Consider the following 25984-nt stretch of genomic DNA (forward strand, 5'->3'; position numbering starts at 1 on the left):
GCGCTCAGCGCCTCGGGCGCCGGGGCCCCTTGCCCCGTGCGTCCTCGAGCTCGTCGGGCATCCACGGCATGTCCAGCTGATCCTGCAGCTCGAGCAGGGTGTCCGCGTGCAAGGCGCCGCGCCGGCCGCGGCCCACGACGAAGCGCACCGGCCGGTCGAACAACGGAAGCTCCTCCTCCACGAGCGTGCGCGCGAGCTTCTCCGGCAGATCGAGCCGGACCACCCCCACGGGCTCTCCCGCCTCGTCCTGCTCCACCTCGTAGTCCAGCGCCACCTCGCGGTCCCGGATGAACACCCCGTCCGGCAATGACAGGAGCTGCTCGCGGACCTCGAGCGGCACCAGCGCGTCCAGGTCGAGCGCCAGCGGGCGCGCGAGGAACTCGTCCATCGTGGTGACCCCCTCGAGCTGGGCCTCGTAGAGGGCGGTCAGCTCCGGCACCCCGAGCTTCGTCGTGCGTCCGCCCGAGCGGCGCCACAGCTCGCGCACCTCGTCGATGGCCGGCTGGTTGCGGCGCACCGCTGGGTGCTCCGCCTCACCACTCGCCATCGCCTCGGCGAGCGCCCGCCGTGCGCGGTCGGCCAGCTCCGGCCCCCACGCGGCGAGCACCTCCACCTCGCGCTCCAGCTCGAAGCCGGCGTACTCCACGTGCCACTCCAGGACGAGCGACAGGTGGAACGTGTCGTAGGTGACGCCGGCCTCGGTGCGGCGCCCGTACTTCCGCAGCAGCTCGAGTGGGAGTTGCGTGCCCTCGATGGACGCGTGCGCGGTGCCGGAGCGGTCGGCGAAGTAGCGGAGCGTCCCCGCGACAGCGCCAAAGCTTCCGCACACGCTCGTCTTCGAGACGCGGGCCTGCTCGCCCCGGGCCGTCTGTTCGTCGAGGGTGAGATCGAAGGGCATGAAGCACGCGAGCAGGTCGGCGAAGCGGCGGTGCACGCCGTCGTCCACGAAGGGCAGGTGCTCGGGCAGCTCGGCGCGCAGGCTCCGGTAGACGGCCGCCATCACCAGCGCCGCGTCCTCGACGGCCTTCACCAGCACGCCGCGCCGCTCGGCCCAGCGCTCCATCTTCTCCGCGTGGAACAGGTGGCGTGGGAGCCCGTACACCTCGCCGATGGAGCCCGCCTCGCGGTACGCGTCGGCGTAGAGGTTGTAGGCGGTGAGGTGATCGCTCCCGGGGACCAGCACCCCCTCCAGGTCGCGCTCCTCGCGCGTCATGCGGTGGAGCGACTCGATGGCGCTGCACACGGCGAGGTAGGGGAGGAGCGCGTCCTCCGCGTTGACGATCAGCTCCGCCCACGTCCGCTCCACCGGGAGCGCCTCGACGGCACGGCCGTAGGACGAGAGCCTTCCGTGCGCGTCGATGATGTTGCGCTCCCGCAGCAGCTGGAACACGCGCTGGTAGGCGGCGCGGTCGAGCGGCACGGGGAGCGCCAACGCATCGGCCCGGACCCCGAGGGCGGCTGCGGTGAGCGCCACGCGCTCGGGATCTCCCGCGAGCTGGAACTCGGGCTCCGTCGGACGGAGCGCGAAGAAGTCGATGTCCCGGTTGCTCAGGATGAAGATGCGCCCGCCCTCGACGCGGCCGTGCACGCGCCCGGCCATCTGGAGCAGCTCGTTGTTTCCGAGGTGGACGCGCGTGAGCACGTTGCGCCCGCGCTCGACGAGGTTGGCGAAGCGAGTGTCATCGATGACGATGGTGTCGAGCCCCTGCACGTTGAGCGCGCTCTGTCCCGCGGCCGTCATGGCGAGCAGGAAGGGCCGGGGCGCCGTCCCCTCGAGGAAGGGCCGGATGGCGCGGATGGGCTCGCCGCCGTGGTAGTGCGCCGCGTGGATGCCCGGCCAGCGGTTGCGGACGTACAGGGCCGCCTGCTCGACGGCCGCCCGCGTGGGGAGGAAGACGCCCACCCCGCGTTGCTCCTTCTCCACGGCCAGCAGGAAGGCCTCGTCCAGGAAGGCGAGCGGTGGCCTGTTCTGGACCACGACGGTGGCCACCTTCTTCGGATCGAACGCCTGGACCTGGAGCACCTCGGCGCTGCCGAGATAGCGCGCGTAGAGCGCCGGATCCACGGTGGCGGAGAGCCAGATGAAGCGGCAGCCCACGCGCTTGCCGAGCGCGAGGCAGAGTTCCAGCTCCGCCGACGTCTGGTGGATCTCGTCGATGACGAGGGTGTCGTGCGGGAGGATGTCGCCGTTCTGGAACCAGCGCCGCGCGATGCCGGTCGTCACGATGATGACGTTCCAGGTGGGCGTGTCGGGCGTCGCCTCGCGCTCGCGGTTCACCACGCCCACCCGGAGGGGGGAGGCACCTCCCTGGCCGACGATCTCCTCGGCGATGAGCCGGATGGCGAGCGTCTTGCCGGTCCCGGTCCCGGCGACGATGCCGAAGCCCTGGCCCGCGCGCGCCAGCTCGCGCACCCGGGGCCCGTGGTGTGTCTCGAGCCAGGTCTCCAGGCGCAGCCCGAGCGCGAGCTCGATGGTTTCACACGCCGCGCGCGTGGGGGCGATGACGATGAGGCGCCCCGTCGGTGGCTCGGCGGAGACGAAGGCGTCGTGGTCGGGCGGCAGGTGGCGGTCGATCGGCGTGCGCACGCCGATCAATCTATGGACGGGAGGTGAGGCTCTCCAGCAGCAGGTTCTCGAAGCGTTGGGCATTGGCGCCCCCGCCGAAGGGGGCCATACTCCCGGCCCGTTCATACCCGGGGGGAGTGGCATGACAGGCTTGAGAGCAACCGTGGCACGGCTGAGCGTGGGGCTTTGCGTCCTGAGCGGAGTGCTGGGGGGACGGGCCATGGGAGGCGAGGAGGCCTCGTTACTCCAGTCCGTGCCGCGGACGCCGGTGGAGCGCCTCATGCAGGCGTGCACGGTCGGCAAGCTGGAGGCGTGTGAGTTGCTCGGCAGGCACTACATGTTGGGAGAGGGAGTCCCCAAGGACGAGCGCCGCGCCGCCGAGCTGTTCGAGAAGGTCTGCGCGGGCGGGGCGGTCGCGGGTTGCTTCACTCTCGGCCTGCTCCACCAGGAGGGCCTCGGCGTTCCCAAGGACGTGCACCGCGCCGGCGCACTGTATGAGCGGGCCTGCGAGGGCGGAGTGGGCATGGCTTGCGTGGCCCTTGCCTCGCTCTATGTGAAGGGGCTCGGAGACTTCCAGGATTTGCGCCGCGCCGCGGTGCTGCATGAGAAGGCCTGCAAGGGCGGGGTCGCCGAGAGTTGCCGTTTCCTCGAAAAGAAGGCCGGGGAGGTGGCGCTGTTCAAGAAGGACTGCGAGGACGGGAAGGCCCAGGCGTGCTTCGAGCTCGGCCTGCTCTACACGCTGGGTCTCGGCGAGGTGGGCCTCGGCGCTCCCCAGGCAGATAGCCGTGCCGCCGCGCTGTATGAGAGGGCCTGCAAGGGCGGAGTGGCCAAGGGGTGCCTCGAGGCCGGTGGGTTCTACGAGGATGGCAGAGGAGTCGGCATGGATGGGCGCCATGCCGCCGCGCTGTATGAGCAGGCCTGCGAGGGTGGGGAGGCCTGGGGTTGTTACAAGCTTGGCGATCTCCACGAGCAGGGCGGCGCGGTCTCCTCGGATGTGAAACGCGCCGCCGCGCTGTATGAGAAGGCCTGCAAGGGTGGGGAGACCGTCGGTTGCTTCAGTCTCGGCATCCTCCTCGAGGAGGGCCGCGGAGTGCGGAAGGACGAGCGCCGCGCCGCCGCGCTGTATGAGAAGACCTGCAAGGAAACGGAGACCGTGGGTTGCTACCGTCTCGGCTTTCTCTACAGGGAGGGCCGCGGAGTGCGGAAGGACGAGCGCCGTGCCGCCGCGCTGTTCGAGAAGGTCTGCGCGGGCGAGAAGCGCGTCGGTTGCTACGAGCTCGGCTCGCTCTACGAGGAGGGCCGCGGAGTGCGGAAGGACGAGCGCCGCGCCGCCGAGCTGTATGAGAAGGCCTGCGACCGCGGGGATGTCCGGGCTTGCAGTGCCATCAGAGAGCGCTTCGAGTAGGGTCACCGCCCCGGGCTCCCTTCCTTCCAGGAGGACACCTTGCAGACGTATGACCTGTTCGCCCCCCGGCCTCACCATGTCCGATCGCCCCGCCCTGTTCGCGAAGATGCGGAGCGAGCCCGGGCTGTGCCGCGTGGAGCCCTTTGGCGCCTACGCGGCGGCCCGCTACGAGGATGCGGCCGCCATCCTGAAGGATCCGCGGTGCTTCTCGTCCGAGGCGCTCGCCGTCACCGCGGAGCCGGCCTGGCTGGGGCCCAACCCGGTCGCCCAGTCGATGCTCTCGATGGATCCGCCGCGCCACACGCCGCTGCGCGCGCTGGTCACCCGGGCCTTTGGCCCTGCGGGGATGGCCCGGCTGGAGGCCCAGGTCCGGAAGGTGAGCGAGGCGCTGGCGGAGGCCGCCGTGCGCCAGGGCGAGGTGGAGCTGGTGGATGCCTTCACCTTCGTGCTGCCGCGCGACATCATCGGCGCGATGCTGGGCCTGGACCCGAGCACCTTCTCGGAGTTCAAGCGGTGGTCCACGAACATGGGGCTGATCTCCTCCGCGAGGACGCCCGAGCAGTACGAGGCGGTCCGGGCCACGGTGCGGGAGATGAAGGACTACCTGTCGGAGGTCATCCAGGCGCGCCGCCGCCAGCCGGGCGAGGACATGGTGAGTGACTTGCTCCAGGCGGAGGTGGAGGGGCAGAAGCTCACGGATGAGCAGTTCCTGTCCTTCCTCTTCCTGCTGCTGCCGGCGGGGATGGAGACGACGACGCAGCTGCTCGGCAACTCGGTGCTGATGCTGGCGCGGCATCCCGAGCAGCTGGAGCGGATGCGGGCGGACAAGACGCACATCCCGCGCTTCATCGAGGAGGTGCTGCGCTACGAGCCGCCCACGCAGCTGAGCTTCCGCCTGGCGGTGCAGGACGTGGAGCTGTCGGGGACGAAGGTGCCGGCGGGGAGCCTGGTGCTGGGGCTGGTGGGGTCGGCCAACCGGGACGAGCGGGTGTTCGAGCAGCCGGAGCGCTTCCTTCCCGGGCGGGACAAGGCCACGCAGCACCTGTCCTTCGGGTACGGGGTGCACTTCTGCCTGGGCGCGCAACTGGCCCGGCTGGAGGCGCGGCTCGGCCTGGAGGCGCTCGTCTCGCGAATCAGTGGCCTGCGGCTGCGCTCGCCGGAGGTGCAGTGGCTGTCCGGGTTCACCATCCACGGGCCCGAGGCGCTGCCGGTGGAGCTCATCCCCGCCCGGTCATGAACCCGCTGCTCCAGGCGATTCTGGATGGCAGGACCGCGGAAGTGCGCGCGATCGCCGCGGCCCAGCCACACCTGCTGGGTGAGCGCTCGTCATCGGGGCAACTCCCTTTGGATGTCGCTCGGGCCAAGGGGCGAGCCGACGTACAGGTGGCCTTGATGCGGGCAGGGGCCTCTTCGCTCGGGGAGGCGCCGGACGTGTGCGCACTACTTGGGGAGTACCTCGCCGAGCTCTCGTCCAGTACCTTCGCCGCCGGATGGTTGGACGGTCTCGAGTTCATCGTCTGGGATGCTGTGGCCACGGGGGCCGCCCTGGGAGACCCGGAGCTCTTCCGGCCTCTCTTCAATGAGGAGATCGCCGATCTCCTCTTTCTCGCTGGGCGGTGCGGTGGATGGGTGACGGGGGACGGCCGCCGGGTGCCTCTTTCCGAGTGCCATGCGCTCTATGGCAATTGGAAGGCGCGTCTTCGGGAGCCTGGCTCGTGAGGGCGGGCAGCGCGGTGGCGTACTCCTACAATCTGGGACTCATGCGCCACTGCCCACATCCGGCCCGGTCCACTATGGGGTGGTTGGGTGAGATGTGCGCAGCGGACTTTCTCTTCGCGCATGGGTTACATCGCGCTGAAGTCTGAGGACCTACGCATTCACTTCAGCTGCTTCTTCTTGAAGCTGGCTGAATACGTTGCGTGAATCATCAGTTGGCCAATTCTTGATGCAATAGACAAGAAGTGGCGGCTCTTGAACGGGCGTGTCCTTAGAAGCTTCAAGGCCGTAGAGGATGAGGCGGGAAAGAGAACGCCGGTGCGCCACATCTGGGACGAGAACGTCTTTTTGGGCGCGCATCCATGTGTCGAGTTCAGAAAGCGATTCGGCTTGGAGTGGCAGCGGCATGGCAGGCATCTCGTTGGAGCGTAGTGCGTTCAGTTTGGTTCGCTGCCTGCGTCGTGCGAGTAGAGCGGGAATGTCTGTCAGATATAAAAGAACGTGGAGCAGAGCGAAAATCCCCACGCCAATCCAGATGAGCGTCCAGTTCCTTGTAATCAATCCCCGAAAGATGCAAATGTATGGGCTGATCATGACGGCCCAGATAAGGGAGAAAATTGTGTAAACGAAAACACGCAATCTTAGGGGCCAATCCGGATCGGTAAATGTTTGCTTAAGGACGACGATCGAGAGGCTGAAAATGACAAGTCCAGGAAGAACCAAGCCAACTGCAGTGGTCCAATACTGCCGGTCAAGCGGGAAGGCCGATATCGCCAATGCAATGCCGGCCGCATTCGAGAGATTAAGTAGGGAGAATAAAATAACGTTGCGGTATTTTTCTGACGAGTCACTGGTGGTGATGAATTTTAGGTCTTTCAGGGGTATGTGTTTCGCCCATCCTCGAGCAATCGCCATGATTGGAGCCAGCGCTCGCCGGACAAAAAGAAACTTTTGAAAAACGGATTTGGCGTTGATGGACGTCGGCAGTCGTGCTGCCAATGCTTCGATCCTAAGCAATTCTGTGCGCGTGCTCGCGAAGAGTGTCTGGACGGCCAGACGGGAGCGGAACCGGCTTTTCAAGTCTGGCGGTGGTTCCTGCAGGAATTCCATGCGCCTGAAGGCTAGTTCCTGAAGGGGATCGGTTCCTTTCTCCACGGCGAATTTCAAGTACTTGGCGAGATCCTCTTGAGGAAGGAGGCCACCCAGGCGCACCACCCTGGTGCGATCATCGAAGTCGCCCTTTTCCCAACGTAAGGACAGCAACCTTCCCACCTGGGCTGTCAGTGTGGAGGGGACGTCTTCTGGGCGCCGCGCGAACCCTTCCTGAAGGAGCTCAAGCAGGTGGATTTCATTGCCCCATTGATAATAGCCTAGACCCTCCCCAAAACCCGGTAGGGTGGAAATGCTTTGTCCTACGGAGAGTTCATCCAGGAGCCGGGTGGCCTCCGCCAAAAGCGGTGCAATGACTTCGGATGACTCCGTTTGGAGCAATGCGACAGTGTACTCGCGCCACTGAAGGTCCATCAAAAGCGCGCGGGCAGAAATTTCATGGGGGTGGGTTGCAAGGTGTCGGACGAACAAAGCCTCCTGATACCGGCGATGTGCAAAGGAGAAACGTCGGTCCCCGATGCTCGCGGTCCGTACGTCGCTACGTCCGATTTTGACATCCACGAGCGCAGCCAACAACTGGTTCAGTCGCTCTCCACTAAATCTCCCAGAGAGAAGCGCGCTGGAGATTTGATCGTGAGTCGGCGACAAACTCAAGGATGGGTTGGATGCGAAGAGGACCGCCAGCTTCGTGGCGCCTTCGAGTATCTCTTCGGGCGTGAATCTGTGCGTCTTTTTTACGTAATCCGGGTCGCGTCTTGCAAGCCGATCGATGTGCCGTATGAGCAGATCGTGATCATGCGGAGGGGGGCGGTTCTCCTCCTTGACGTAGCGGCAGAGCAGGGTCAGGAACAGCGGTGTTTGGAGCAGGCTGTCATTGGTCGCGAGGTACCGTCGGACGATCTCCTTCTGCTCGGGAGACAGGAACGTGTTGTTGACCAATCGTTCCCGCCGCTCACCACTCAAGGTGAGAATTCGCAATTTGTGCCATGGGAGAGAGTCTGGTCCCTTGAATTCACGGGACGCGATGATGCCTCGACAATCGTTCATGCCAGCCAGGAACCGTCGGATCGCTTCAGCATACTCTTTGATGGCGTTGCTTCCGGTAGGCGCATGCATCACCGCTGGAATCTCGTCAAAAGAGTCGAATAGAAAAAACCATGTCCCTTTGCGAAGATAGGCCTCCCAATGCTCCTTAACGTACGCTGCGGTATCTGCGTCGTTGCGCCGGATGTTGTCGAGCACGAACGAGCGGATCCAGTCCGCGTTCGGCCCCTGAGGAGGTTGTGGGGGCAGTTCCTTGAGGTTGATATAGAGTGGGATTTTAACACCTGGGTCGCTGGAGCGGGCTCCGCTGTCAGCGAGCTGGTATGCGAGGTGCCTCAGCGCCACGCTTTTTCCACTGCCAGGTTCCCCCACCAGCAACAGCCACTGTTCGGAACTGCTCTCAATTGCTCGAATCAGGGACGGGAGTCGCCGCAAGCCACGGGACTTTCGTCCGAAAAGCCGGTCGATTCGCGAGACGTAGAAGCTGCCATCGACCTCCACCTCTGCTTCCAGGTCGGTGAATGACTGATCGTTCCAGTTCTCCGCCTTGTTGAGTGCATCGAGATCACTCCGCAGCATCCGGCAGAACTGTTGGCGTCGGCGGAGCGCATCGCGCTGTGCCGCGGATAACTGAACTGGAAGCCCGGCTTTCTTCCAAGTGTCCGTAAGCCCGATGTACGCATCGAGCAATTTCTTGAACAGGATGAATAGGAAGTAGAGCGCGGCGACTGAGCCGATGATCCCCGCAATCCAGCCTTCCACACCATTCCAATTCCGGATGCTGCTGATCCATTGCCAGATGCGGAGCCAATCCCCCGATGAAATCACATCAATAATCTTTTTTATCAACTCCATTGATCCGACTCGCGCCCTTGTGGTTCTGGTTCAGCATGCTGCGGGTGGCGTTATACGTATCGATGATGCCGTCGGCGATAGTTCATGCCCCTGACTCACTCCCAGCGCAGGACGAGCTTGCCCACGGTCTCGTTGCGGGCCATGCGGGCGAGGGCCTCGCGGGCCTCACGCATGGGGTAGACGGCGTCGACCACGGGCGTGAGCGTCCCGGCGCGGAACAGGGGCAGCAGGCTGCGCTCGGCGGCCTGGGTGAGCGCCATCTTCTCCTCGGGGGGCCGGCTGCGGAGCACGGTGCCGGTGACACGCAGCCGCCGGGTGAGGAGGACGTCCAGGTCCACGGGCGCCTGCCGGCCGGCGACGAGCCCCACGAGCAGGACGCGTCCCTGGGGGGCCATGGCCCGGAGCGTCTCCGGGAGGTAGTCCCCGCCGACGAGATCCAACGCCAGGTCCGCCCCGCGCCCACCGGTGGCTTCTCGGACGGCCTCGGCGAAGCGCGGGGGCGCCTCACACAGCAGCGTCTTCTCCACGCCCCAGGCGGCGGCGCGGGAGAGCTTCTCCGCGTTGCGCCCCGTCCCGAGGCTCCGGGCACCCAGCGCGCGGCAGATCTGCGCGGCGGCGGAGCCCACGCCACTGGCGACGGCATGGATGAGCACGGACTCGCCCATGCGCAGGCCGCCCTGGAGCACGAGCGCGTCGAAGGCGGTGAGGTAGGCCTCGGGGAGCGCGGCGGCGGAGGCGAAGTCGAGGTTCTCCGGCAGGGGGAGGGCCTCGCGCTCGTGGGTGATGAGCTGCTCGGCGAAGGCACCCCCGCCCACCAGGCCCATCACGCGGTCCCCGGGCTTGAAGCGGCGGGCGAGCGGACCGGTGGCGATCACCTCGCCGGCGTACTCGAGGCCGGGGACGTCGGCGGGGACGCCCGGCGGGGCGGGGTAGCCGCCGCGCAGCTGGAGGAGATCGGCGCGGTTGAGCGCGGTGGCGCGCACGCGCACGAGGAGATCCGAGGGGCCGGGAGTGGGGGCGGGGCGCTCCTCGAGGTCGAGCACCTCGGGGCCGCCGGGACGGGTGATGCGGAGCACCTGCATGGGAGAGCACCTGGGAGGTCGTTGAACGGGGGCAGTCAAGCACGGATGCTCCCGGCCCCCCACCCGCAAGCTCCCCGAGGTGTTCATCATGTCCGCGCGCAAACCCGTCACCGTCCTCCTGGGCCTCGCCCTGTTCGGGGCTGCTGGCTGTGCCTCCCAGCCCGAGGCCTGCCGCGAGGGACAGGTGGCCACGCCCGCCGCCGCGCAGCGCCACCCGGTGGCCGGCCACCATGTCCGCGCGCATGCCCACAATGACTACGAGCACGAGCGCCCGCTGCTGGATGCGCTCGGCCACCGCTTCTACAGCGTCGAGGCGGACCTCTACCTGACAGATGGGAAGCTCACGGTCTCCCACCTCAATCTCCCCTGGGAGTCCAAGCGCTCGCTGGAGCAGCTCTACCTGGAGCCGCTCCAGGCACGAGTCGACGAGCAGGGCTCGGTGCACGGGGATGGCGTGCCCGTCACGCTGTGGCTCGATCTCAAGCAGGGTGGACGGGAGCTGGTGGACGCCCTGCATGCGGTGCTCGAGAAGTACCCCATGCTCACCCGCATCGACGGGAACGAGGTGCACCCGGGGGCCGTCACGGTGGTGCTGACGGGGGATGCGCAGGGCAAGCGGGACTTCGTGAGCCGCTACCCCCAGCGGCGCGCGGTGCGGGACAGCAACGACTACTCGCCGGAGGATCCACCGGCGGACAGCGCCTGGGGCTACTACGCGCTCAACTGGGGCGATTACCTGGACGGCTCGGGCACGGGACAGCTCGACGATGCACAGCGGGCGCGGCTGGCCTGCATCATCGAGAACGCACACGCCCAGGGGCGCAAGGTCCGCTTCTTCGGTGCACCCAACCACCCGGACGCCTGGCGGGTGGCGCTCGAGTACGGGGTGGACTTCCTCGGAGCCGATGATCTCCAGGGCCTGGACACCTTCCTGGAGGGGGCGCCCTAGGCGGCCGGGGGGACGGCGAACACGCTGGCCCGGGAGGGCCTCGAGGTTTATGAGTACGGCGTGCCGACGACTCTCAAAGAGTGTTCCGTGTGCCGGAAGCCGGTCGCCCCGCGAGCCGAGAACCCGGCGTATCCGTTTTGCTCCAAGCGCTGCCGGATGGTGGACCTGGGGCGCTGGTTGGGAGAGGAGTACCGCGTGCCAGACCGGCAGGCGGACGAGCAGGAGGACGAGCTTCCGGCCGACCAGCATCCCGAGCGCGGCGGCGACGCGTGAGCGGGCTGTGCGACCTGCACTGCCACCTGGTGCCGGGGGTGGATGACGGGGCGCGCACGCTGGAGGACGCGCTGGAGATGGCGCGGGCGCTGGTGGACCTGGGCTTCACCACGGTGGCGCCCAGCCCGCATGCGCGTCCCGAGTACCCCTCGCATTCGCGGCGGATGGTGGAGGAGCGGCTGGCGGAGCTGCGCGAGGCGCTGGAGCGGGCGGGGGTGAAGCTGGCGCTGGGGACGAACGCGGAGAACTTCCTGGACGAGGCCTTCCTGCGGAGCCTGGGCACGCCGGAGGCGCGGCTGCTGGGGACGGGGAAGTACGCGTTGGTGGAGCTGCCCTACACCTCGCCGGTGCCGTCGTTGACGGACATCCTCTTCCGCATCCGCCTCAAGGGGGTGACGCCGGTGCTGGCGCACCCGGAGCGCAGCCTGGAGTTCGAGCGTCCGGGCCGGGCGGCCGAGGCGGTGCGGGCGGGGGCGCTGCTGCAGCTGGACGTGGGAGCGCTGACGGGGCGGTACGGGGGGACGGCGAGGAAGCTGGCGCGCACCTTCCTGGAGGAGGGGCTGTACGCGGTGGGGGCGACGGACCTACACGGCCCGGTGGGGGCGCGGGAGTGGGTGGGGAAGGCGCTGGGAGAGCTGCGGAGCAGGGTGGGGGATCGGGCCTACACCCGGTTGATGGCCACCTCGCCCGGCCGCTTGCTGGCGGGTGAACCCCTGGAGTCCGGAGTGGGGTGAGGGTATACGGGCTGACGTGAATCGCGCCGTCAAATTGATCGCCAGCCTGCTCGTCACCCTCGTCTGCTCCTGGTGGGCCTTCCGGCACACGGACTGGAGCTCGCAGATGACCAGCCTGAAGTCGGCCAACTACCTCTGGGTGTTGCCGTACTTCGTTCTCCTGATGCTGGTGCACCTGTCGCGGACGCTGCGCTGGGGCTGCCTGCTGTCGGGGATGGAGCGGGTGCCGTTCCGCAAGCTGAACGAGGCCTCGGGCATCGGCTTCATGATGCTGCTGGTGCTGCCGTTCCGGCTGGGCGAGTTCGCGCGGCCGTTGCTGATTGCCCAGCGCAGCTCCATCCGCCGGAGCGCGGCGATGACGTCGGTGGTGCTCGAGCGCATCACGGATGGCATGGCGGTCGCGATGCTGATGCGGGTGTTGCTCTTCTTCGTGCCGGCGGAGGTGCCCGCGGTCCGCTACGTGAAGTTGGGGGCGAACCTGATGTTCGCGGTGTTCGGCGGCGGGTTGCTGTTCCTGCTCTTCGCGCTGAAGCACCAGGCGACGGCGGTGGGGCTGGTGCGCTCCACGGTGGGCCGGGTGGTGCCGAAGGTGGCGGACAAGATGGCGGACATCGTGGACACCTTCGTGGGGGCGATGCGGCAGTTGCCGGATCGGCGCCAGATGGTGCTCTTCTTCCTGTACACGGTGGTGTACTGGGGGCTGAACGGGGCGGGGATGGCGGTGCTGTCGAGGGCCTTCGGCCCGACGAGCCTGACGCTGTTCCAGGCGTACGTGGTGATGTCGGTGCTGGTGGTGGGCGTGATGATTCCGGCGGCGCCGGGGATGGTGGGCACGTTCCAGGCGGCGATCAGCGTGGGGCTGTCGCTGTTCCTGCCGGCCTCGGTGGTGAACGGGGACGGCATGGCGTACGCGAACGTGCTGTGGCTGTGCCAGACGGTGCAGCAGGTGGGCTTCGGCGTGGTGCTGATGTCGCTGGGCCACCTGTCCTTCAAGGAGCTGGCCGGCAAGCTGGACAAGGAAGGGCAGCAGGAGCAGGCCTCCGTGCCGTCCGCCTGAGCGCCCACCCCTCTCCCTCTGGGAGAGGGACAGGGTGAGGGTGTCACGCGCCCCGGGTTGCCCCCGTACCGCCGCCGCGGCCCGAGGTCACAGTTCCTCGTTGAGCCAGCGGATGATGGCCTCGCGGATGGAGGGCGGGCGCTCGGAGGAGCCGCGGGTGCCGAAGCCCCGGGGGTCCGCGGGAAGAGGCGCCTTCTCGCGGGAGAGGGCGGGAGTGCGGGCCTGGAGGGGAAGGGCGGTCCTCACAGCTCGCCCTCGGAGCTGGCCTTGCCGTACTTGGCGAGCAGATCCTCGACGGCCTCGCGCAGGTACTCGCTCTGGTGGATGCGGGTGCGGCGTGCGAGCTCGCGCAGCTTGTGGACCTGCTCGATGGGGACGAGCACGTGGGTGGAGACCACGGACTCGGCGGCATCGGGGCCGTTCGAGTCGGCGGAGGCCGGGGTGACCTCGGAGCTCAACGGGCTGGAGCTGGCATCCTGCATCGGAACTACCTCCTCGGGGCTGCTACAGGCCACTACCGGCCTGTGGGCGCATTAGGAGGGCAGGCGGGGAGGCCGTCAAAAAAACCACCTCGCGGGAACGAATGCTTGACGTCAGGGCGAGGGGACGCCGCGGGGCAGCCGCACGGTGAAGGTGGTGCCCGAGTCCGCGCGGGAGTCCACGGAGATGGAGCCGCCGTGGGCCCGGAGGATCTCCTGGACGATGTAGAGGCCCAGGCCCAGTCCATCGCGCGAGCCGCCGCCAGCGCGGCGGAAGGGATCGAAAACATGGGGCAGCAGCGCCTCGGGGATGGGCGCTCCCTGGTTGTGCACCGTGAGCACGAGCGTGGGGCCTTCCTGGCGCAGGGCCACCTCTACCGGCGTGTCGCGGGCCCCATGCTGGAGCGCGTTGCCCACGAGGTTGGAGAGGGCCTGGGCGAGCCGGTCGGGGTCCCACGCTCCGGTGTACGGGCCCGGCTCCTGGGAGAGCACGACGCGGCCCGGGTGCGGCACCTCGAGCTCCTCGAGCGTGGCGCGCACCAGATCCACCAGGTTGCAGGGCCGGCGCTGCACGGGGATGCCGCCGCCGAGCCGGGCGCGGGTGAAGTCGAGCAGGTCGGTGATCATCCGGGACATGCGCTCGGTGCTCCGGGCGATGCGCTGCACGCCGGTGAGCACGGAGCCGGACACGTCGTCGCGGCGCAGCAGCAGCTCGGTATTGAGGGAGATGTTGTGGAGGGGGCTGCGCAGATCATGGCTGACGATGCCCATCAGCCGCTCGCGGAACTGCTCGGCGCGCTTGCGCTCGGAGATGTCCCGGAAGAAGACGGCCAGCCCGCCCTCGCTGGTGGGGTAGACGCTCATGCCCACCCAGAGCTCCAGGGGCGGGTAGTACTCCTCGAACTGCACCGGCACCTTCTGCCGCATCACCCGGTGGTACTCGCGCCAGTAGCTGGACTCGGGATGGGCGATGGAGGGGAACACCTCCCAGAGGATCCGGCCGAGCGTGTCCTCGCGCCGCGTCTGGGAGAGGCGCTCCTGGTGCTCGTTCACCAGGAGGATGCGGAAGTCCTTGTCCACGACGATGACCGCCTCGCCGTGCTCGAGCACCTCCACCGCGCGCTGGCGCTCGCGCAGCGCCTTCTCGGCCTGTTCGCGCAGGAGGGTCTGCTCGCGCAGCAGCCGCTCGCGCTCGGCGTCGTGGCGCTTGCGCTCGGTGACGTCCTGGAAGAGGACGGCGAGTCCTTCCTCGGTGGGATAGAGGCGGACCTCGAACCAGCGGTCCCACGGGGCATAGTGGTTCTCGAAGGCGAAGGGGATGCGCTCGGAGGCCGCGCGGCGGAAGTGGTGCTCCAGGGCGGTGCCCAGGGTGTCGGGGTAGAGCTCCCAGTGGTCGCGGCCCAGCAGCTCCTCGCGAGGCCTTCCCAGGATCCGCTCGGCCTCGCGGTTGACGTAGATGAAGCGCCAGTCGCGATCGAAGGCCTCGAAGGCCTCGGAGATGTTCTCCAGGAGGGTGGTGACGCGACCGCGCTCGCGCTCGGCGGCCTCGCGCGCGAGGACCCGGTCGGTGATGTCGAGCACCGTACCGAGGAAGCGCACCGCGCGGCTGCGCGCCGGATCGAAGAAGGCGCGGCCCGAGGTGGACAGCCACCGGATCCTGCCGTCCCGAGGGTTCACGCACCGGTAGTCGAGCCGGTAGGAGCCGCTGCCGGAGGGCTCCAGGGAGCGCTGCACGGCCTGGTGCACGCGCTCGCGGTCCTCGGGGTGCAAGAGGGAGAGGAAGGTGTCGTAGTCGAGGGAGGCCTCCGGGGGGACGCCGAAGAGGGCCTTGCAGCGCTCGTCCCAGAGCAGGGTGCCGGTGAGGGGATCCAAGTCCCAGGTGCCGAGGCCGGTGGCCTCGACGGCCAGCCGGAGGCGCTCCTCGTTGAGGTGCTGCGTCTCGGAGCCGGGCGGAGAGGCGCGGGAGTCGGAGTCGGACGGCATGGGCGAGAGGTGGACCTCTCGCGCCGGCCAGAGTTCACCGGGCAGCGGGCAGAAAAAAGAAGCCCCGTCTCCGAGCGAACTCGGAGACGGGGCCTTGGCCAGGGTCGGACTTGAACCGACTACCTGCGGATTATGAGACCGCCGCTCTAACCAGGTGAGCTACCTGGCCAAAAAGTGGTGCCTCTCATAGCGGGACTGCTGCCCCACTGCAAGAGGATAGGTGAGCCGATGCGAGCCCGGCTGCCCTGAGAGCGGCCAGCCCGGCCCTGGATCGGGCGCGAAGCCGGGCCGCCCGTGCCACCTGGGACTGGAACACCAGCCCGCGCTGCCTCTAGTCCCAGAGTGTTCCGGCCCGTATTCATAAGGCAGGCTTCTGGGAGTTTCACGGGGATTCCATCCCCTACTCAGGTTCTACGCCGCGAGGTACAGGAGCGAGTGCTCCCCGTCCTGCCGTGCCGCCTCCTTCAGGACGACGAGCCGCGTGGTCTCCCGGGCCTTCAGCTGGAGCGGCCGCCGGGCCTCAACGAGCGTGGAGCCGCGCTGGGTCATCACCAGCCCCTCGTGCTCGAGCTCCACCGTGCCCGACAGCACGAACAGCCGGGTGCCCGCCTCGAGCGCGTGCAGCTCCCGCGGCGCCAGCTCGCGGTGCTTGCCGTGCTGGAGCAGGGAGAGCCGCTCCTTGCGCCCGAGATGCCCGTAACGCTCGAGCCCGCGCACCAGGTCATCGAAGCGCCGCTCGGCGAGCGTCTTCCACATTCCCTCGCGCAGACGGTCATCCCCCTCCAGCAGCTGCAGGAGCGCCGAGCGCGGAATGCGGACCAGCGTCGAGGCCGTCGCCGTGCGGATGGAGGCCGAGCGGCGCTCGCCCGTGAGCAGGGCGTACTCTCCGAACACGGCACCGCTGCCGAGCTCGTCCACGAGCTTCTCCCCCTGGGCGCTCCCGGTCGTCACGTAGACGGCGCCGCGCTCCAGCAGGTACAGCTCGTCGCACGTGCTCCCCGCCTGGAAGACGTACCGTCCCGCGGGCAGCACGAGGCGCTCCGCCCGCCCGGCCAGGCCGCGCAGGGTGGCCTCGTCGAGGTGGGCGAGGAATGGCACCCGGCGCAACTGCTGAACCACCTGGGAGGCGCCCAGGCGGGCTCCGAGCCGCGTGCGCTGCGCCAGGGCGGCGAGCCTCTCCAGGGGCTGGCGCAGCCGCCGCTCCAGCAGGGCTCGCGCCATGGTCAGCAGGTTCTTCAGGGTGATGGGCACCACCGTCACCAGCCCGTGCCCGTCGCCATAGCCCGGGTTGGCCTCGAGGAAGAAGCGCACCTCGGGCTTGTCACAGTGGGCCCAATAGTCGCGCTCCACCTCCGTCTCGCGCGTGCGCCAGCCCACCCGCCGCACCAGCGGCTGGGCCGGATGCACCTTCTCCAGGCCGAACTCCGTGGCGAGCGTGTCCATGAAGCCCAGGAGCTCCGGGGGGGTCTCCTGATCGCGCCGGGGCCACACCTCGCCACAGTACCGGGCGAACAGCCAGTAGCTGGACGGGTGCACCAGCGAGCCCAGGTAGAACACGCGCCGGCCCGGGTGCTTCAGCACATAGCGCACCACCCGCTCGAACCAGAAGCGCGCGTTGACGTTGCCGCCCCGGTACTCCCGCAGCAGGCCCGCCTCCGCGCGGAACACCGCCAGGGGCTCTCCGCCTAGCTGCTTCTCGAAGATGTGCAGGGCGAAGTAGCCGACGGCCTCTCCCGCCTCGTTCTTGTGGACGAGGATCCACGTGTGCTCGGCGTGGGACTCGACCACGTAGCGGGCGAAGGACTCGCGGCCCACGCCATCGAAGATCCGCCGGTGGACGGCGTAGAGGGTATCGACGAGCTGGCGCCGCGCCTCGGCGGACAGGGCGTGGGGGCGGATGACTTCGGTGTTCGTGATGTGGAACATGGCTGCCTCGGCCCAGGGCGTCGGGTCGTGGGGGGTTGCTCGCCCTGACACGAAGCACTCTGCTCCCTGGGCCGCGAGGCGGCTGTGACGGCGCCGACAGCCGGCCTGTGAGCGCCGTCACACCCCTCAGCCGGGCGTCTTCGCGGGCAGCAGGGCCAGCACGCGGGCCAGCACCGCGACGCCCTCCTCGTACTCGTCGAGGCCGATGTGCTCGTGGGGCGTGTGGTCCAGGGCGGAGTCGCCGGGCCCGTAGGCGAGGGTGGGCACCTGCCACGCCGCCGCCACGGTGTTCCAGTCCGAGGTTCCCGTCTTCAGCCGGAGCGTCGGACGCGCCCCCCGCTCGCGGATGGCGCGCTTGAAGGACCGCGACAGCTCGTCGTTCCCATCCGTGCTCACCGCCCCCTTGTGGGAGAGGGCCTTCACGGTGACGCCGGGAACGGCGCCCAGGAGCGCCAGCAGCCGCTCGCCATCGCTGGCCGGCCCGGTGCGCACGTTCACGCTGGCCCGCGCCCACTCCTCGGTGTCTGTCGCGCCCGTCTGGAACGAGGTCAACGAGGGGAGGTTCTGCTCGAAGAGGGGCCGCTCCCGGTTCCACGCGTCGCAGTCCGCGCGCAGCTGGTTCCAGGCCTCGACGACGTGCTCGGCGGCGGCGCGGTAGTCCCGGCTCGCCGTGTGGCGCCGGCTCGCGCGGTACTCGAGCTCGGCCCGGACGAGCCCCTTGTACCCGATGGTGACGGCATGCGCTCCGCTCGGCTCTCCGTTGATGACGAAGTCCGGGCGGTAGCGCTCGCGGACGTGGAACGCGCCGCGGGTAATCGCTACCTCCTCCTCGACACACCCGAGCAGCAGGAACTTCTTCCCCGCGCGCTCGCTCTCGTCGAGCAGCTCGACCGCCTCGATGAAGGCGCCAATGGCTCCCTTGGCATCCACCGTGCCGCGCCCGAAGAGGCGCCCGTCCTCGATGCGCACCGGCACCTCACCGGGCACCGTGTCGATGTGGCCGAGCAGCGCGATGCACGTGCCGCCCTCGCCCATGCTGGCGATGGTGTTGCCCACCTCGTCGGTGTGCGCGCGCCAGCCGCGGCGCTCCAGTTGCCCGGCGAGGGCGCGGGAGAAGGCCTGCTCGTGGTGGCTGGGGCTGTACTGCTCCACCATCCACTTGAGGAACTCGATCGTCTTCTCACGTGCCCGCATTGGCCGTGTCCTTCCGGGGGAGGGTGAACTTCGTGCCGGACTCCTCGGTGAGGGCGACGAACACCGGCCGGGGCACGCGAGAGGAGCTCACGTACACCGAGGGGACACCGCCCTGGAGCGCCTTGCGTGCGGCGTCCAGCTTGTAGCGCATGCGTCCGGCCGCCAGCTGCATGCAGCCCTCCACGTCGTCACTCCGCCGCACGAGCGTCAGCGGCTCGTTCGGGTTCTCCAGCAGTCCCGGCACGTTCGACAGCATCACGAAGGCCCGGGCGCGGAGCGCGGTGGCGATGGACGCGGCGACCTGGTCCGCGTCGGCATTCACGAGGACGCCATCCTCCGTGACCGCGGGAGGGCAGAGGACGGGCACGTGGCCCCGCTCCAGCAGCACCTCCAGCAGGCCCGTGTTCACCGAGGTGATCTCCCCGGCCAGGTGCTCGCGGTCGATCCGGACGCGCCCGTTGTCGTTGATCTTCAGCGGAGGCCGGCGCCGGGCGATGAGCACCCGTCCGTCGGCGCCGCACAGCCCGAGCCCGGAGATGCCGCGCTCCCCGAGCGCCAGGACGATGCGTTTGTTCACCTCGCCCACCCAGGCCATCATCAGGATGCGCAGGGTGGCCGCGTTGGTGAGGCGCACGACGTTGCCGGTGGGCGTGGTCACCTCGGGGCGCTCGATCGAGTAGAGCTTCAGCAGGCGCTCTCCGGCGTCCGAGCCCCCATTCACCACGATGACGCGCTCGCCCTGGCGGACGAGCTCCGCGACGTCATCGCAGACGTTCTCGAGATCGACTCCCGGGGCGCCGCCGATCTTCACGACGATGGGGCCGCTCATCCGATCACACTCGCGCCACCATCGACGAGCTGCACCGTGCCCGTGATGAACGAGGCGCGCTCGCTGGCGAGGAAGGTGGCGGCGGCGGCGAACTCCTCGGGGAGCCCCACGCGGCGCATGGGAATGTGTGCCGCCATGGCGCGCAGTCCTGCGTCCACATCGCCCTCGGTTCCGGCGGTGCGCTCTACCGGGGGCGTGCGGGTGTAGCCGGGGGCCAGCACGTTGACGGTGACGCCGCAGTCCCCCAGCTCCTGCACGAGCGCCGAGGCGAAGCCGACGATGCCGAGCCGGGAGAAGCCCGAGAGGGCGAACCGGGCCACGGGCCGCACCACTGTCTCGGAGGTGATGAAGAGCAGCCGCCCCCACCCGGCCGCTTTCATGTAGGGGAGGGCGGCCAGGGCCAGGCTGATGGGGGGCAGGAGCACCGCGTCCACGGCGTCCCGGTAGGCCTCGACTCCGAACTTCGTCGCCGGGCCAGGCGGCGGCCCGCCGCTGTTCGTCACCGCGATGTGGAGGGCCCCCAGGGTGCCGGCGACTTCCTCCACCCAGTGACGGACGGCTTCGGAGTTCTTCAGATCCACCGCCGTCGCGAGCACGCGGCCACGGGCGATCTCCTTCAACCGCCGCTCGGCCCGGGCGAGCTTCTCCGGGTCTCTCGCGCCGATGGCGACATGGGCGCCCTCCTTGGCCAGCTCCTCGGCGACGGCCAGCCCGAGTCCGCTCGAGCCTCCCGCGATGAGCGCGACCCTACCTGCCAGTCCCAGTTCCACGGACGTCCTCCCGGGTGTCTTGGTTCGCGGCCACCGGGCCCACGGCCTGGGTGCGCGGGGGTTGGAAGTAGCCGTAGCGGGCCATCAGCGGCCACGACAGCGCCTGGGTGAGGGCCCTCGCCCGAGAGGGGAGCTCCTTGCGCCACGCGTCGTCCTCCGGACGCAGGAGCGTGGGCCCGCTGCGGAAGCGATCCGGATTGCCGGTGACGGTGTGGTTCTTCCCCAGGTTCACCGTGCGCCCCTGCACGGGATTGGCCGCGCCCTCTTCGCCCACGAGCCTGAGCAGCCCGGCCACCACGTTGGCGGGATCGGCGATGAAGTCCTCGTAGCGCAGGAAGAACGAGCGCTCGGGAGCGCGCTGGATGACGGCCTCGGAGGCGAGGTTGAACCCGACCCAGTAGGCGGTGCTGCGGAAGGTGGACATGGGGACGACGTACTGCTTCGTCTTCGTCCACGAGTGCGCGGCGGCGCGCGGATCCCTCACCAGATAGAGGTAGTAGGGCGTCACTCCTTCCACGTGCGGAAGGAGCGCCGCCTCGGACGGGAGCTTGCCGCTGTCCACGATGACGTGGCTGCCGGTCGCCTTCGCGATGGCGTGGTAGGCCCGGCTGAGCGTGGCAGCGTACTGGCGGACGTCCTCCGAGCGGGTGCCCTGCCGGAGGATGTTCCACGTGTGCCGTGTCCGGACGGCCTTCGTCTGGCGCTTCACGACTTCACGCGCGTGGGACGCGGGGGTCTGGCCCGGGGGAGTCTCCTCCTCGAGCACCTTCGACCAGATGCCGCAGCGGGTCAGTGCTTCCCCGCAGCCGCAGAAGGTGTTGGAGCCGTTTCCGTAGGCGTTCTTCCAGAGGAAGCTCAGCTCGCCGGTGTGGAAGAAGCCCTTCACCTCGTTGAGCACGTTGCCGATGATCGTGCTGCCGTTGCGGCACCAGCCGGTGATGTAGAGAACCTTGAGATTGTCTCGAGACACGCGCGCCCCCTGAGCTGCCGTCAGACCAGCGATGCGACGTAGAAGTGCGTGGGCAGGTGGACCACGAGGGCCTCGTAGATCTCCCCGCACACGGCCAGCCCCTCGCGGGGGAAGATTCCCTTGGGGGGCTCGGCGAAGCGGATGACGGAGCGGCCGCTGTCGAAGATGGTCGCGGCGGCGGTGTAGTCGCCGACGATGATGGTGCCCGGGTTGACCATGCGCGCGCGGGCGATGCGCACGCCCATGTCCGCCAGGTCCCGCAGCAGGCCGTTCTGCCCGACGAAGTAGCGGTAGTAGTCCGCCGGGTTCATGAGGATGCCGTCGGCCGAGCCGCCCACCTGCTCCACGCGATCACACGCCGCCAGGAGCGAGGCGATGGGCGTCTCGCGCGCCGCCAGCCGGGTGACGCCCGGGGTCTCCAGCAGACCGCGCACGCGCTCGCCGCCGGGGCCGCGGGCGAGGGCCTGGTTCTCCGCCGTGCACAGGCGCACCAGGAGCCGGTAGTCGATGAACGTCGCGAGCGCCTCGGGATCATCCAGCAGGGCGGGATTCACCTGCACCCACGCCGTGGTGGGCTTGAGCTCGGCCTTGTCCGAGTGGAACTCGAAGGTGGCTTCCTGCCTCAGCTGCGCGTCGATCACCTGCTCGGTGATGGCGGACTGGGGACGCGTCTCGTACCAGTACTTGACCTGGGGCTGCTCCGTCTTGACGACCTTGAAGAGGCCGCGCACCGCGATGCGGGGACGGCGCTTGAAGCCCGGGAAGGAGTCGGTGATCGTCGTGGAGAACTCCACGGACGCCTTCGTGCCCTGAGAGACAACCGCCGCGGCAAAAGCCCGCCCGGGGGACAGCTCGGTCCCCGCGGTTCCATTCGTGCTCATGTGTTTCTCCCCTGTGGTTCAGATGGGATGCAGGCCGCGGAAGCCGAGGCCTTCGGTTTCGGGTCGCCCGAGCATCAGGTTCATGGCGTGGACGGCCGTTCCCGCCGCGCCCTTCACCAGGTTGTCGATCGCCACGTTCACGACGATCCGGCCCCGCTCCGTGTCCACGTCCACGGCGAGGTCGCAGTAGTTGGTCCCCTGGAGCGGGCCGGGCTCGGGGAAGGGCGAGGCGCTCGTGTTGGGCCGGATGAGCCGCACGAAGGGCTTCTCGCGGTAGGCGGTGGCGAGGGCCCGGAGGGGCTCGTTCTCGTCGATGGGCCTGGAGGCGAAGGCGTGCACCGTCGCGAGGATGCCGCGCACGCTCGGCACGGCCGTGGCGCTGAAGTGCACGCTCGGGCGCGTCTGGGTGAGCCGCTCGACGATGTTCTCGATCTCCCCCGTGTGCCGGTGCCCCACCGCCCGGTAGCAGCGCAGGGCCGAGGCGCGCTCGGGGTGGTGGGACGCGCGGTCCGGCGTGGCACCACCGCCGGAGGAGCCTGTCTTCGCGTCCACGACGAGCTCCGGCTTCACCAGGCCCGCGCGCACCAGCGGGAGGATGCCCAGGAGCGAGGCGTGCGCCATGCACCCGGGCACCGCGACGTAGCGCGCCTCGGGGAGTTGCTGCGCGGTCCACTCCGGGAGGGCGTAGACGAACCGCGGCACGTCCGCGGGCCTCGGGTGCTTCTTGTACCAGCGCTCGTGGTCCGCCGGATCCAACCGGAAGTCCGCGCTGAGGTCGATGATGCGGCCCGCGAGCTCGCGCACCCGGGCCCAGCGCTGCAGCAAGCCTCCCTGGGGCATGCAGCTCACGAGCAGCTCGCACGGCTCCAGCGCGTCGTGGGGGACGAAGCGCAGCGCGCTCATGCCCCGGAGGTTGGGGTGGGGAAAGTCGAGGCGCTTGCCGGCGAACTGATCCGACGTGGCCTGGACCACTTCCACGCCCGGGTGGGCGAGCAGCAGCCGCAGCACCTCGCCGCCCGTGTAGCCGGAGGCTCCGAGGACGGCCACGCGCGTCATGGGTGCACCCCGGCGGCGTAGTCGGCGATCAACTCCGGCAGCGGAAGCTGGGTGAGCTCGATGCTCCGCGCGAACTCGACGCAGTGGTTGACCTCGTTCACGAGGATCTCCCCGTCGCGCGTCTCCAGCAGGTCCACGGCCGCGATGTCCGTCCCGACGGCCGCCGCCGCGCGCTCGGCGAGCTTCGCGTGCGACTCGGGGACCTCGTACCGCTCGGGCACCGCTCCGCGCGCGGTGTTCGTCACCCAGTGCTCCGAGCGCCGGCGGATGCCTCCCACCGCCCGGCCCATCACATAGACGCGCAGATCGTAGCCCGGCTTGTCGATGTACTGCTGGACGAGCGCCACGTGGTCCTGCGCGCTGCCCGTCTCGAAGCGCATCTGCATGAGGCCCTCGGCCGCGCTGCGCCCGTCGATGCGCGCGACCATGCGCCCCCACGAGCCCACCGCCGGCTTCGTCACCACGGGGTAGCCCTTGCGCTCGATCTCCGCGACGCAGGCCTCCTCCTCGAAGCCCGCGAACGACCACGGCATGGGAACACCCTGGGCGGCCAGCGCGAGCGTCGTGAGGATCTTGTCCCCGCACGTGGTGATGGCCTTGGAGCTGTTCACCACGCGTGCGCCCTTCACCTCGAGGATGGCCGCCAGGTAGCGGGAGCGGGTGAGCGACATGCTCCGCATCAGGACGACGTTCCCTCCGGCCCAGCGCTCCGCGTCCAGTGGAAGGACCAGGTCCGCGTCCTGGTGGAGCTCCACGGTGCAGTCCCGCTTGCGGAGCGCCTCGAGGATCATCCGTTCTTCCGTGCGCAGCCGTGTGTAGACCAGATCGATCTTCTTCATGGGGGTACGAGCGGCTCCATCCGCCAACGCAATGCTCGATGAGGTGATCCCGATGAACCGCTCGTGCCGCCGGGGTCTACTCGCCCCAGTCCTCCTCGACCTCGGGCGCCTCGGCGAAGCGGAGGGGCTTCACGCCGATCACCTCGAGCTCGGCGGAGCAGCCCTGGCAGGTGACGACCTCGCCCTCCATGTAGCCGTCCCCGGTGATCTCGAAGGCACACGTGGGGCATCCGTTGATTCCCGCGACATCCTTGGCATCCATCTGCTTTTGCAGCTGCATCCGTTCCTCCTTGAGACAGGTTCCAGCGGTAGCTATTGGGGACGCGACAACGTGCCGAGGATGCGCTCGGCCACGGCCGCGCCCTCGAGCCCGTGCCCGAGGAGCAGCGACTCGTGGGAGCCCGCGAGCGGGTCGTAGCGATCCTGGATGCCGATGCGGAGCACCTGCCGGGCGGGCCCGTGCGCGCAGACCGTCTCGCACACCGCGCCTCCCAACCCGCCGAGGATGTTGTGCTCCTCCACCGTGACGAGCAGCCGCGTCCGCTCCGCCGTCTCGAGGATGGCCGCCTCGTCCAGCGGCTTGAGCGTGTGCAGGTTCACCACGCGCGCCGAGACGCCCTGGCCCTCCAGGAGCCGGGCCGCCTCCAGCGCGACGGAGACCCCGATCTCCCCGTGGGCGATCAGCCCCACGCCGGTGCCCTCGCGCAGGCAGAGCGCCCGGCCGAGCGCGAAGCCCTCGCGTGGCGCCTCCAGCCGGCTCACCCGGTTGCGGCCGAGCCGCATGTACACCGGGCCGTCGTGGTGGATCATCTCGCGCGTGGCGAGGATCGTCTCCAGCCCGTCCGCGGGGGAGAACACCGTCATCCCCGGCATGGCCCGGAGGATGGCGAGATCCTCGATGGCATGGTGGGTGGGCCCGAAGAAGGCGCCCGAGACGCCGCCGTAATCGCAGACGAGCTTCACGTTGGCTCGCGGGTACGCCATCCCGAGGCGCACCTGCTCGCAGGCCCGCATCGCCCCGAAGGGCGCGAAGGTGTGCGCGAAGACGACGTGCCCCACGTGCGCCATGCCGCACGCCATGTCGAGCATCGTCGCCTCGCAGATGCCCAGGTTGAAGTAGCGGCCCTTGTGCCGGGCCTCGAACGGATCTCCTCCACCGCCGAGGTCCGCCTCGAGCAGCACGAGCCGGGCGTCCTGCTCGGCGAAGCGCGCGAGGGCATGCCGGAAGATCTGCCGGTTGGAGAGCTTGGGATTCTCCCGCAGCCAGGCCTCCGGGGCGCTCGCGAGGTCCGCGCCGCCCGTCTGGGTCTCGCTCACGGGGTCTCTCCCATGGACACGAGCGCGCGCCGGAGCTGCTCGGGAGAGAAGACGGCGTAGTGCGGGCCCTTGCCCTTGAACATGGGCACGCCCGCGCCCTTCTGGGTCTTCGCGATGATGGCGCGCGGCGCCGTCCCGGTGGAGGGAGCCTCCAACGCCTGGCGGAGCGCCTGGAGATCGTGCCCGTCCACCTCGAGGGCCTCGAACCCGAACATGAGCAGCCGGTCCGCGAGGGCCGCCTGCGAGAGGATGGACTCCGTCGGGCCGTCGTTCTGGCCCCCGTTCCGGTCGATGATGACCGTCAGGTTGGACAGACGTTGATGGGAGGCAACCTGGAGGGCCTCCCAGTTGGAGCCCTCGCCCATCTCGCCATCACCACAGATGACATAGACACGGTTGGGCAGGCCCTTGAGCCGGTAGCCGAGCGCGAGCCCGGTGCCCAGGCCCAGCCCATGTCCGAGGCTCCCGGTCGAGAAGTCCACCCCGGGAACCCTTGCATTCACATGTCCCGTGAAGCTGCTGCCCTCGGTGTTGTAGCGCTGGACGAGCTCCTCGGAGTCGAAGAAGCCAAACTCAGACAGGGCGGCATACAGCCCCGCCGCGGCGTGTCCCTTCGACAGGATGAGGTGATCCCGCCCCTCCCAGCGGGGGGCGCTGGGATTGACTTTCATGACGTGCCCGAGCAGCACCACGAGGATCTCCACCAGGGAGAGGGAGCCGCCGAGATGGCAGCCCGCCGGGGTGGCAGCCAGCCGGACGATGAGCCGCCGGATATGCCTCGCGTGGGCCTCGAGCGGACCCAGGACGTCATCGGAGGGGCGCTCGAGACGAGCGTCTGTCGTTGCTGCGGTCATCGAGCGAGTCATGGCTGTGGGGGGGGCAATTCCTGACTTCGATGTTTCTCGCGGCCTCACCGTATAGGAAATTGAGCGAGCCCTCGTCAATGTGT

At 68.9% G+C, this 25984-nt stretch carries 24 protein-coding genes and 1 tRNA gene; 7 read left to right on the forward strand and 18 right to left on the reverse strand.

The window, feature by feature from the left end; genetic code table 11:
- Window positions 1-4: 4 nt before the first annotated feature.
- Entirely contained in the window at window positions 5-2587 is a 2583-nt protein-coding gene (locus NR798_RS19495) for a DEAD/DEAH box helicase (RefSeq protein ID WP_375772989.1), read from the reverse strand.
- Window positions 2588-2729: 142 nt separating this feature from the next.
- Here NR798_RS19495 and NR798_RS19500 point away from each other — a divergent pair, with 142 nt between their 5' ends.
- The 3 genes from NR798_RS19500 (at window position 2730) to NR798_RS19510 (ending at window position 5690) form a co-directional block, all read left to right on the forward strand.
- Window positions 2730-3971, forward strand: a complete 1242-nt coding sequence (locus NR798_RS19500; protein ID WP_375772990.1) for a tetratricopeptide repeat protein — start codon at window positions 2730-2732, stop codon at window positions 3969-3971.
- 49 nt (window positions 3972-4020) lie between these two features.
- Entirely contained in the window at window positions 4021-5208 is a 1188-nt protein-coding gene (locus NR798_RS19505) for a cytochrome P450 (RefSeq protein ID WP_375772991.1), read from the forward strand.
- A 194-nt stretch (window positions 5209-5402) separates the two neighbouring features.
- Entirely contained in the window at window positions 5403-5690 is a 288-nt protein-coding gene (locus NR798_RS19510) for a hypothetical protein (protein WP_375772992.1), read from the forward strand.
- 150 nt (window positions 5691-5840) lie between these two features.
- Here NR798_RS19510 and NR798_RS19515 read toward each other — a convergent pair whose 3' ends face one another.
- A complete protein-coding gene (locus NR798_RS19515) occupies window positions 5841-8696 on the reverse strand; it encodes an NACHT domain-containing protein (RefSeq protein WP_375772993.1) in 2856 nt (951 codons plus the stop codon).
- A gap of 95 nt (window positions 8697-8791) precedes the next feature.
- Window positions 8792-9778, reverse strand: a complete 987-nt coding sequence (locus tag NR798_RS19520) for an NAD(P)H-quinone oxidoreductase (RefSeq protein ID WP_375772994.1) — start codon at window positions 9776-9778, stop codon at window positions 8792-8794.
- Between the two features lie 88 nt (window positions 9779-9866).
- On the opposite strand from NR798_RS19520, the gene NR798_RS19525 reads away from it, so the two are divergent.
- The 4 genes from NR798_RS19525 to NR798_RS19540 all read left to right on the forward strand — a co-directional run bounded on the left by NR798_RS19525 (window position 9867) and on the right by NR798_RS19540 (window position 12791).
- On the forward strand, window positions 9867-10727 hold the full coding sequence (locus tag NR798_RS19525; protein WP_375772995.1) for a hypothetical protein: 861 nt from the start codon (window positions 9867-9869) through the stop codon (window positions 10725-10727).
- An 87-nt stretch (window positions 10728-10814) separates the two neighbouring features.
- Window positions 10815-11000 carry a DNA gyrase inhibitor YacG gene (locus NR798_RS19530; protein ID WP_375772996.1) on the forward strand — a complete coding sequence of 62 codons (186 nt, stop codon included), beginning with the start codon at window positions 10815-10817 and terminating at the stop codon, window positions 10998-11000.
- On the forward strand, window positions 10997-11734 hold the full coding sequence (locus NR798_RS19535; protein WP_375772997.1) for a tyrosine-protein phosphatase: 738 nt from the start codon (window positions 10997-10999) through the stop codon (window positions 11732-11734). The genes NR798_RS19530 and NR798_RS19535 overlap by 4 nt, the downstream gene beginning before the upstream one ends.
- A 16-nt stretch (window positions 11735-11750) precedes the next feature.
- Window positions 11751-12791 (forward strand): lysylphosphatidylglycerol synthase transmembrane domain-containing protein, encoded by a 1041-nt coding sequence (locus NR798_RS19540; RefSeq protein WP_375772998.1) that lies wholly within the window; start codon window positions 11751-11753, stop codon window positions 12789-12791.
- Window positions 12792-12878: 87 nt separating this feature from the next.
- Here the strand turns inward: NR798_RS19540 and NR798_RS19545 are convergent, their stop codons facing one another.
- From NR798_RS19545 to NR798_RS19615, 15 genes are all read right to left on the reverse strand, one after another.
- Window positions 12879-13037 (reverse strand): hypothetical protein, encoded by a 159-nt coding sequence (locus NR798_RS19545; RefSeq protein WP_375772999.1) that lies wholly within the window; start codon window positions 13035-13037, stop codon window positions 12879-12881.
- Window positions 13034-13273 carry a ribbon-helix-helix domain-containing protein gene (locus tag NR798_RS19550; RefSeq protein WP_375773000.1) on the reverse strand — a complete coding sequence of 80 codons (240 nt, stop codon included), beginning with the start codon at window positions 13271-13273 and terminating at the stop codon, window positions 13034-13036. The genes NR798_RS19545 and NR798_RS19550 overlap by 4 nt, the downstream gene beginning before the upstream one ends.
- 111 nt (window positions 13274-13384) lie before the next feature.
- Complete coding sequence (locus NR798_RS19555) at window positions 13385-15253, reverse strand: PAS domain-containing protein (protein WP_375773001.1); 1869 nt, start codon at window positions 15251-15253, stop codon at window positions 13385-13387.
- A gap of 95 nt (window positions 15254-15348) precedes the next feature.
- A tRNA-Ile gene (locus NR798_RS19560) sits at window positions 15349-15422 on the reverse strand.
- A 242-nt stretch (window positions 15423-15664) separates the two neighbouring features.
- Window positions 15665-17179 (reverse strand): Crp/Fnr family transcriptional regulator, encoded by a 1515-nt coding sequence (locus NR798_RS19565; RefSeq protein WP_375773002.1) that lies wholly within the window; start codon window positions 17177-17179, stop codon window positions 15665-15667.
- A 126-nt stretch (window positions 17180-17305) separates the two neighbouring features.
- Window positions 17306-18373, reverse strand: a complete 1068-nt coding sequence (locus NR798_RS19570) for a M20/M25/M40 family metallo-hydrolase (protein WP_375773003.1) — start codon at window positions 18371-18373, stop codon at window positions 17306-17308.
- Window positions 18360-19202: a [LysW]-aminoadipate kinase gene (locus NR798_RS19575; RefSeq protein ID WP_375773004.1), complete on the reverse strand. Its 843-nt coding sequence runs from the start codon at window positions 19200-19202 to the stop codon at window positions 18360-18362. Before NR798_RS19575 ends, NR798_RS19570 begins: the two co-directional genes overlap by 14 nt.
- Window positions 19199-19972, reverse strand: coding sequence for an SDR family oxidoreductase (locus NR798_RS19580; protein WP_375773005.1), 774 nt, complete (start codon window positions 19970-19972; stop codon window positions 19199-19201). The genes NR798_RS19575 and NR798_RS19580 overlap by 4 nt, the downstream gene beginning before the upstream one ends.
- Complete coding sequence (locus tag NR798_RS19585) at window positions 19950-20942, reverse strand: sulfotransferase (protein ID WP_375773006.1); 993 nt, start codon at window positions 20940-20942, stop codon at window positions 19950-19952. The genes NR798_RS19580 and NR798_RS19585 overlap by 23 nt, the downstream gene beginning before the upstream one ends.
- A gap of 20 nt (window positions 20943-20962) precedes the next feature.
- Entirely contained in the window at window positions 20963-21823 is an 861-nt protein-coding gene (locus tag NR798_RS19590; RefSeq protein ID WP_375773007.1) for a family 3 encapsulin nanocompartment shell protein, read from the reverse strand.
- Window positions 21824-21841: 18 nt separating this feature from the next.
- Window positions 21842-22879, reverse strand: coding sequence for an N-acetyl-gamma-glutamyl-phosphate reductase (gene argC, locus NR798_RS19595; RefSeq protein ID WP_375773008.1), 1038 nt, complete (start codon window positions 22877-22879; stop codon window positions 21842-21844).
- Window positions 22876-23718, reverse strand: a complete 843-nt coding sequence (locus tag NR798_RS19600; RefSeq protein WP_375773009.1) for a RimK family alpha-L-glutamate ligase — start codon at window positions 23716-23718, stop codon at window positions 22876-22878. Before NR798_RS19600 ends, argC begins: the two co-directional genes overlap by 4 nt.
- 76 nt (window positions 23719-23794) lie before the next feature.
- On the reverse strand, window positions 23795-23998 hold the full coding sequence (lysW, locus tag NR798_RS19605) for a lysine biosynthesis protein LysW (protein WP_375773010.1): 204 nt from the start codon (window positions 23996-23998) through the stop codon (window positions 23795-23797).
- A 32-nt stretch (window positions 23999-24030) separates the two neighbouring features.
- Window positions 24031-25035, reverse strand: coding sequence for a transketolase family protein (locus NR798_RS19610; protein WP_375773011.1), 1005 nt, complete (start codon window positions 25033-25035; stop codon window positions 24031-24033).
- Window positions 25032-25889 (reverse strand): transketolase, encoded by an 858-nt coding sequence (locus NR798_RS19615; RefSeq protein ID WP_375773012.1) that lies wholly within the window; start codon window positions 25887-25889, stop codon window positions 25032-25034. Before NR798_RS19615 ends, NR798_RS19610 begins: the two co-directional genes overlap by 4 nt.
- Window positions 25890-25984 lie beyond the last annotated feature (95 nt).

This window comes from Archangium gephyra (assembly GCF_042230915.1).
In the GTDB taxonomy this organism is placed as follows: Bacteria; Myxococcota; Myxococcia; order Myxococcales; family Myxococcaceae; genus Archangium; species Archangium gephyra_B.

Coding starts and splice junctions, on each gene's coding strand:
- argC (WP_375773008.1), bottom strand. CDS start 22,879: ATGACGCGCGTGGCCGTCCTCGGAGCCTCCGGCTACACGGGCGGCGAG.
- NR798_RS19505 (WP_375772991.1), top strand. CDS start 4,021: ATGACCTGTTCGCCCCCCGGCCTCACCATGTCCGATCGCCCCGCCCTG.
- NR798_RS19520 (WP_375772994.1), bottom strand. CDS start 9,778: ATGCAGGTGCTCCGCATCACCCGTCCCGGCGGCCCCGAGGTGCTCGAC.
- NR798_RS19555 (WP_375773001.1), bottom strand. CDS start 15,253: ATGCCGTCCGACTCCGACTCCCGCGCCTCTCCGCCCGGCTCCGAGACG.
- NR798_RS19570 (WP_375773003.1), bottom strand. CDS start 18,373: ATGCGGGCACGTGAGAAGACGATCGAGTTCCTCAAGTGGATGGTGGAG.
- NR798_RS19525 (WP_375772995.1), top strand. CDS start 9,867: ATGTCCGCGCGCAAACCCGTCACCGTCCTCCTGGGCCTCGCCCTGTTC.
- lysW (WP_375773010.1), bottom strand. CDS start 23,998: ATGCAGCTGCAAAAGCAGATGGATGCCAAGGATGTCGCGGGAATCAAC.
- NR798_RS19575 (WP_375773004.1), bottom strand. CDS start 19,202: ATGAGCGGCCCCATCGTCGTGAAGATCGGCGGCGCCCCGGGAGTCGAT.
- NR798_RS19590 (WP_375773007.1), bottom strand. CDS start 21,823: ATGAGCACGAATGGAACCGCGGGGACCGAGCTGTCCCCCGGGCGGGCT.
- NR798_RS19600 (WP_375773009.1), bottom strand. CDS start 23,718: ATGAAGAAGATCGATCTGGTCTACACACGGCTGCGCACGGAAGAACGG.
- NR798_RS19565 (WP_375773002.1), bottom strand. CDS start 17,179: ATGTTCCACATCACGAACACCGAAGTCATCCGCCCCCACGCCCTGTCC.
- NR798_RS19615 (WP_375773012.1), bottom strand. CDS start 25,889: ATGACCGCAGCAACGACAGACGCTCGTCTCGAGCGCCCCTCCGATGAC.
- NR798_RS19515 (WP_375772993.1), bottom strand. CDS start 8,696: ATGGAGTTGATAAAAAAGATTATTGATGTGATTTCATCGGGGGATTGG.
- NR798_RS19550 (WP_375773000.1), bottom strand. CDS start 13,273: ATGCAGGATGCCAGCTCCAGCCCGTTGAGCTCCGAGGTCACCCCGGCC.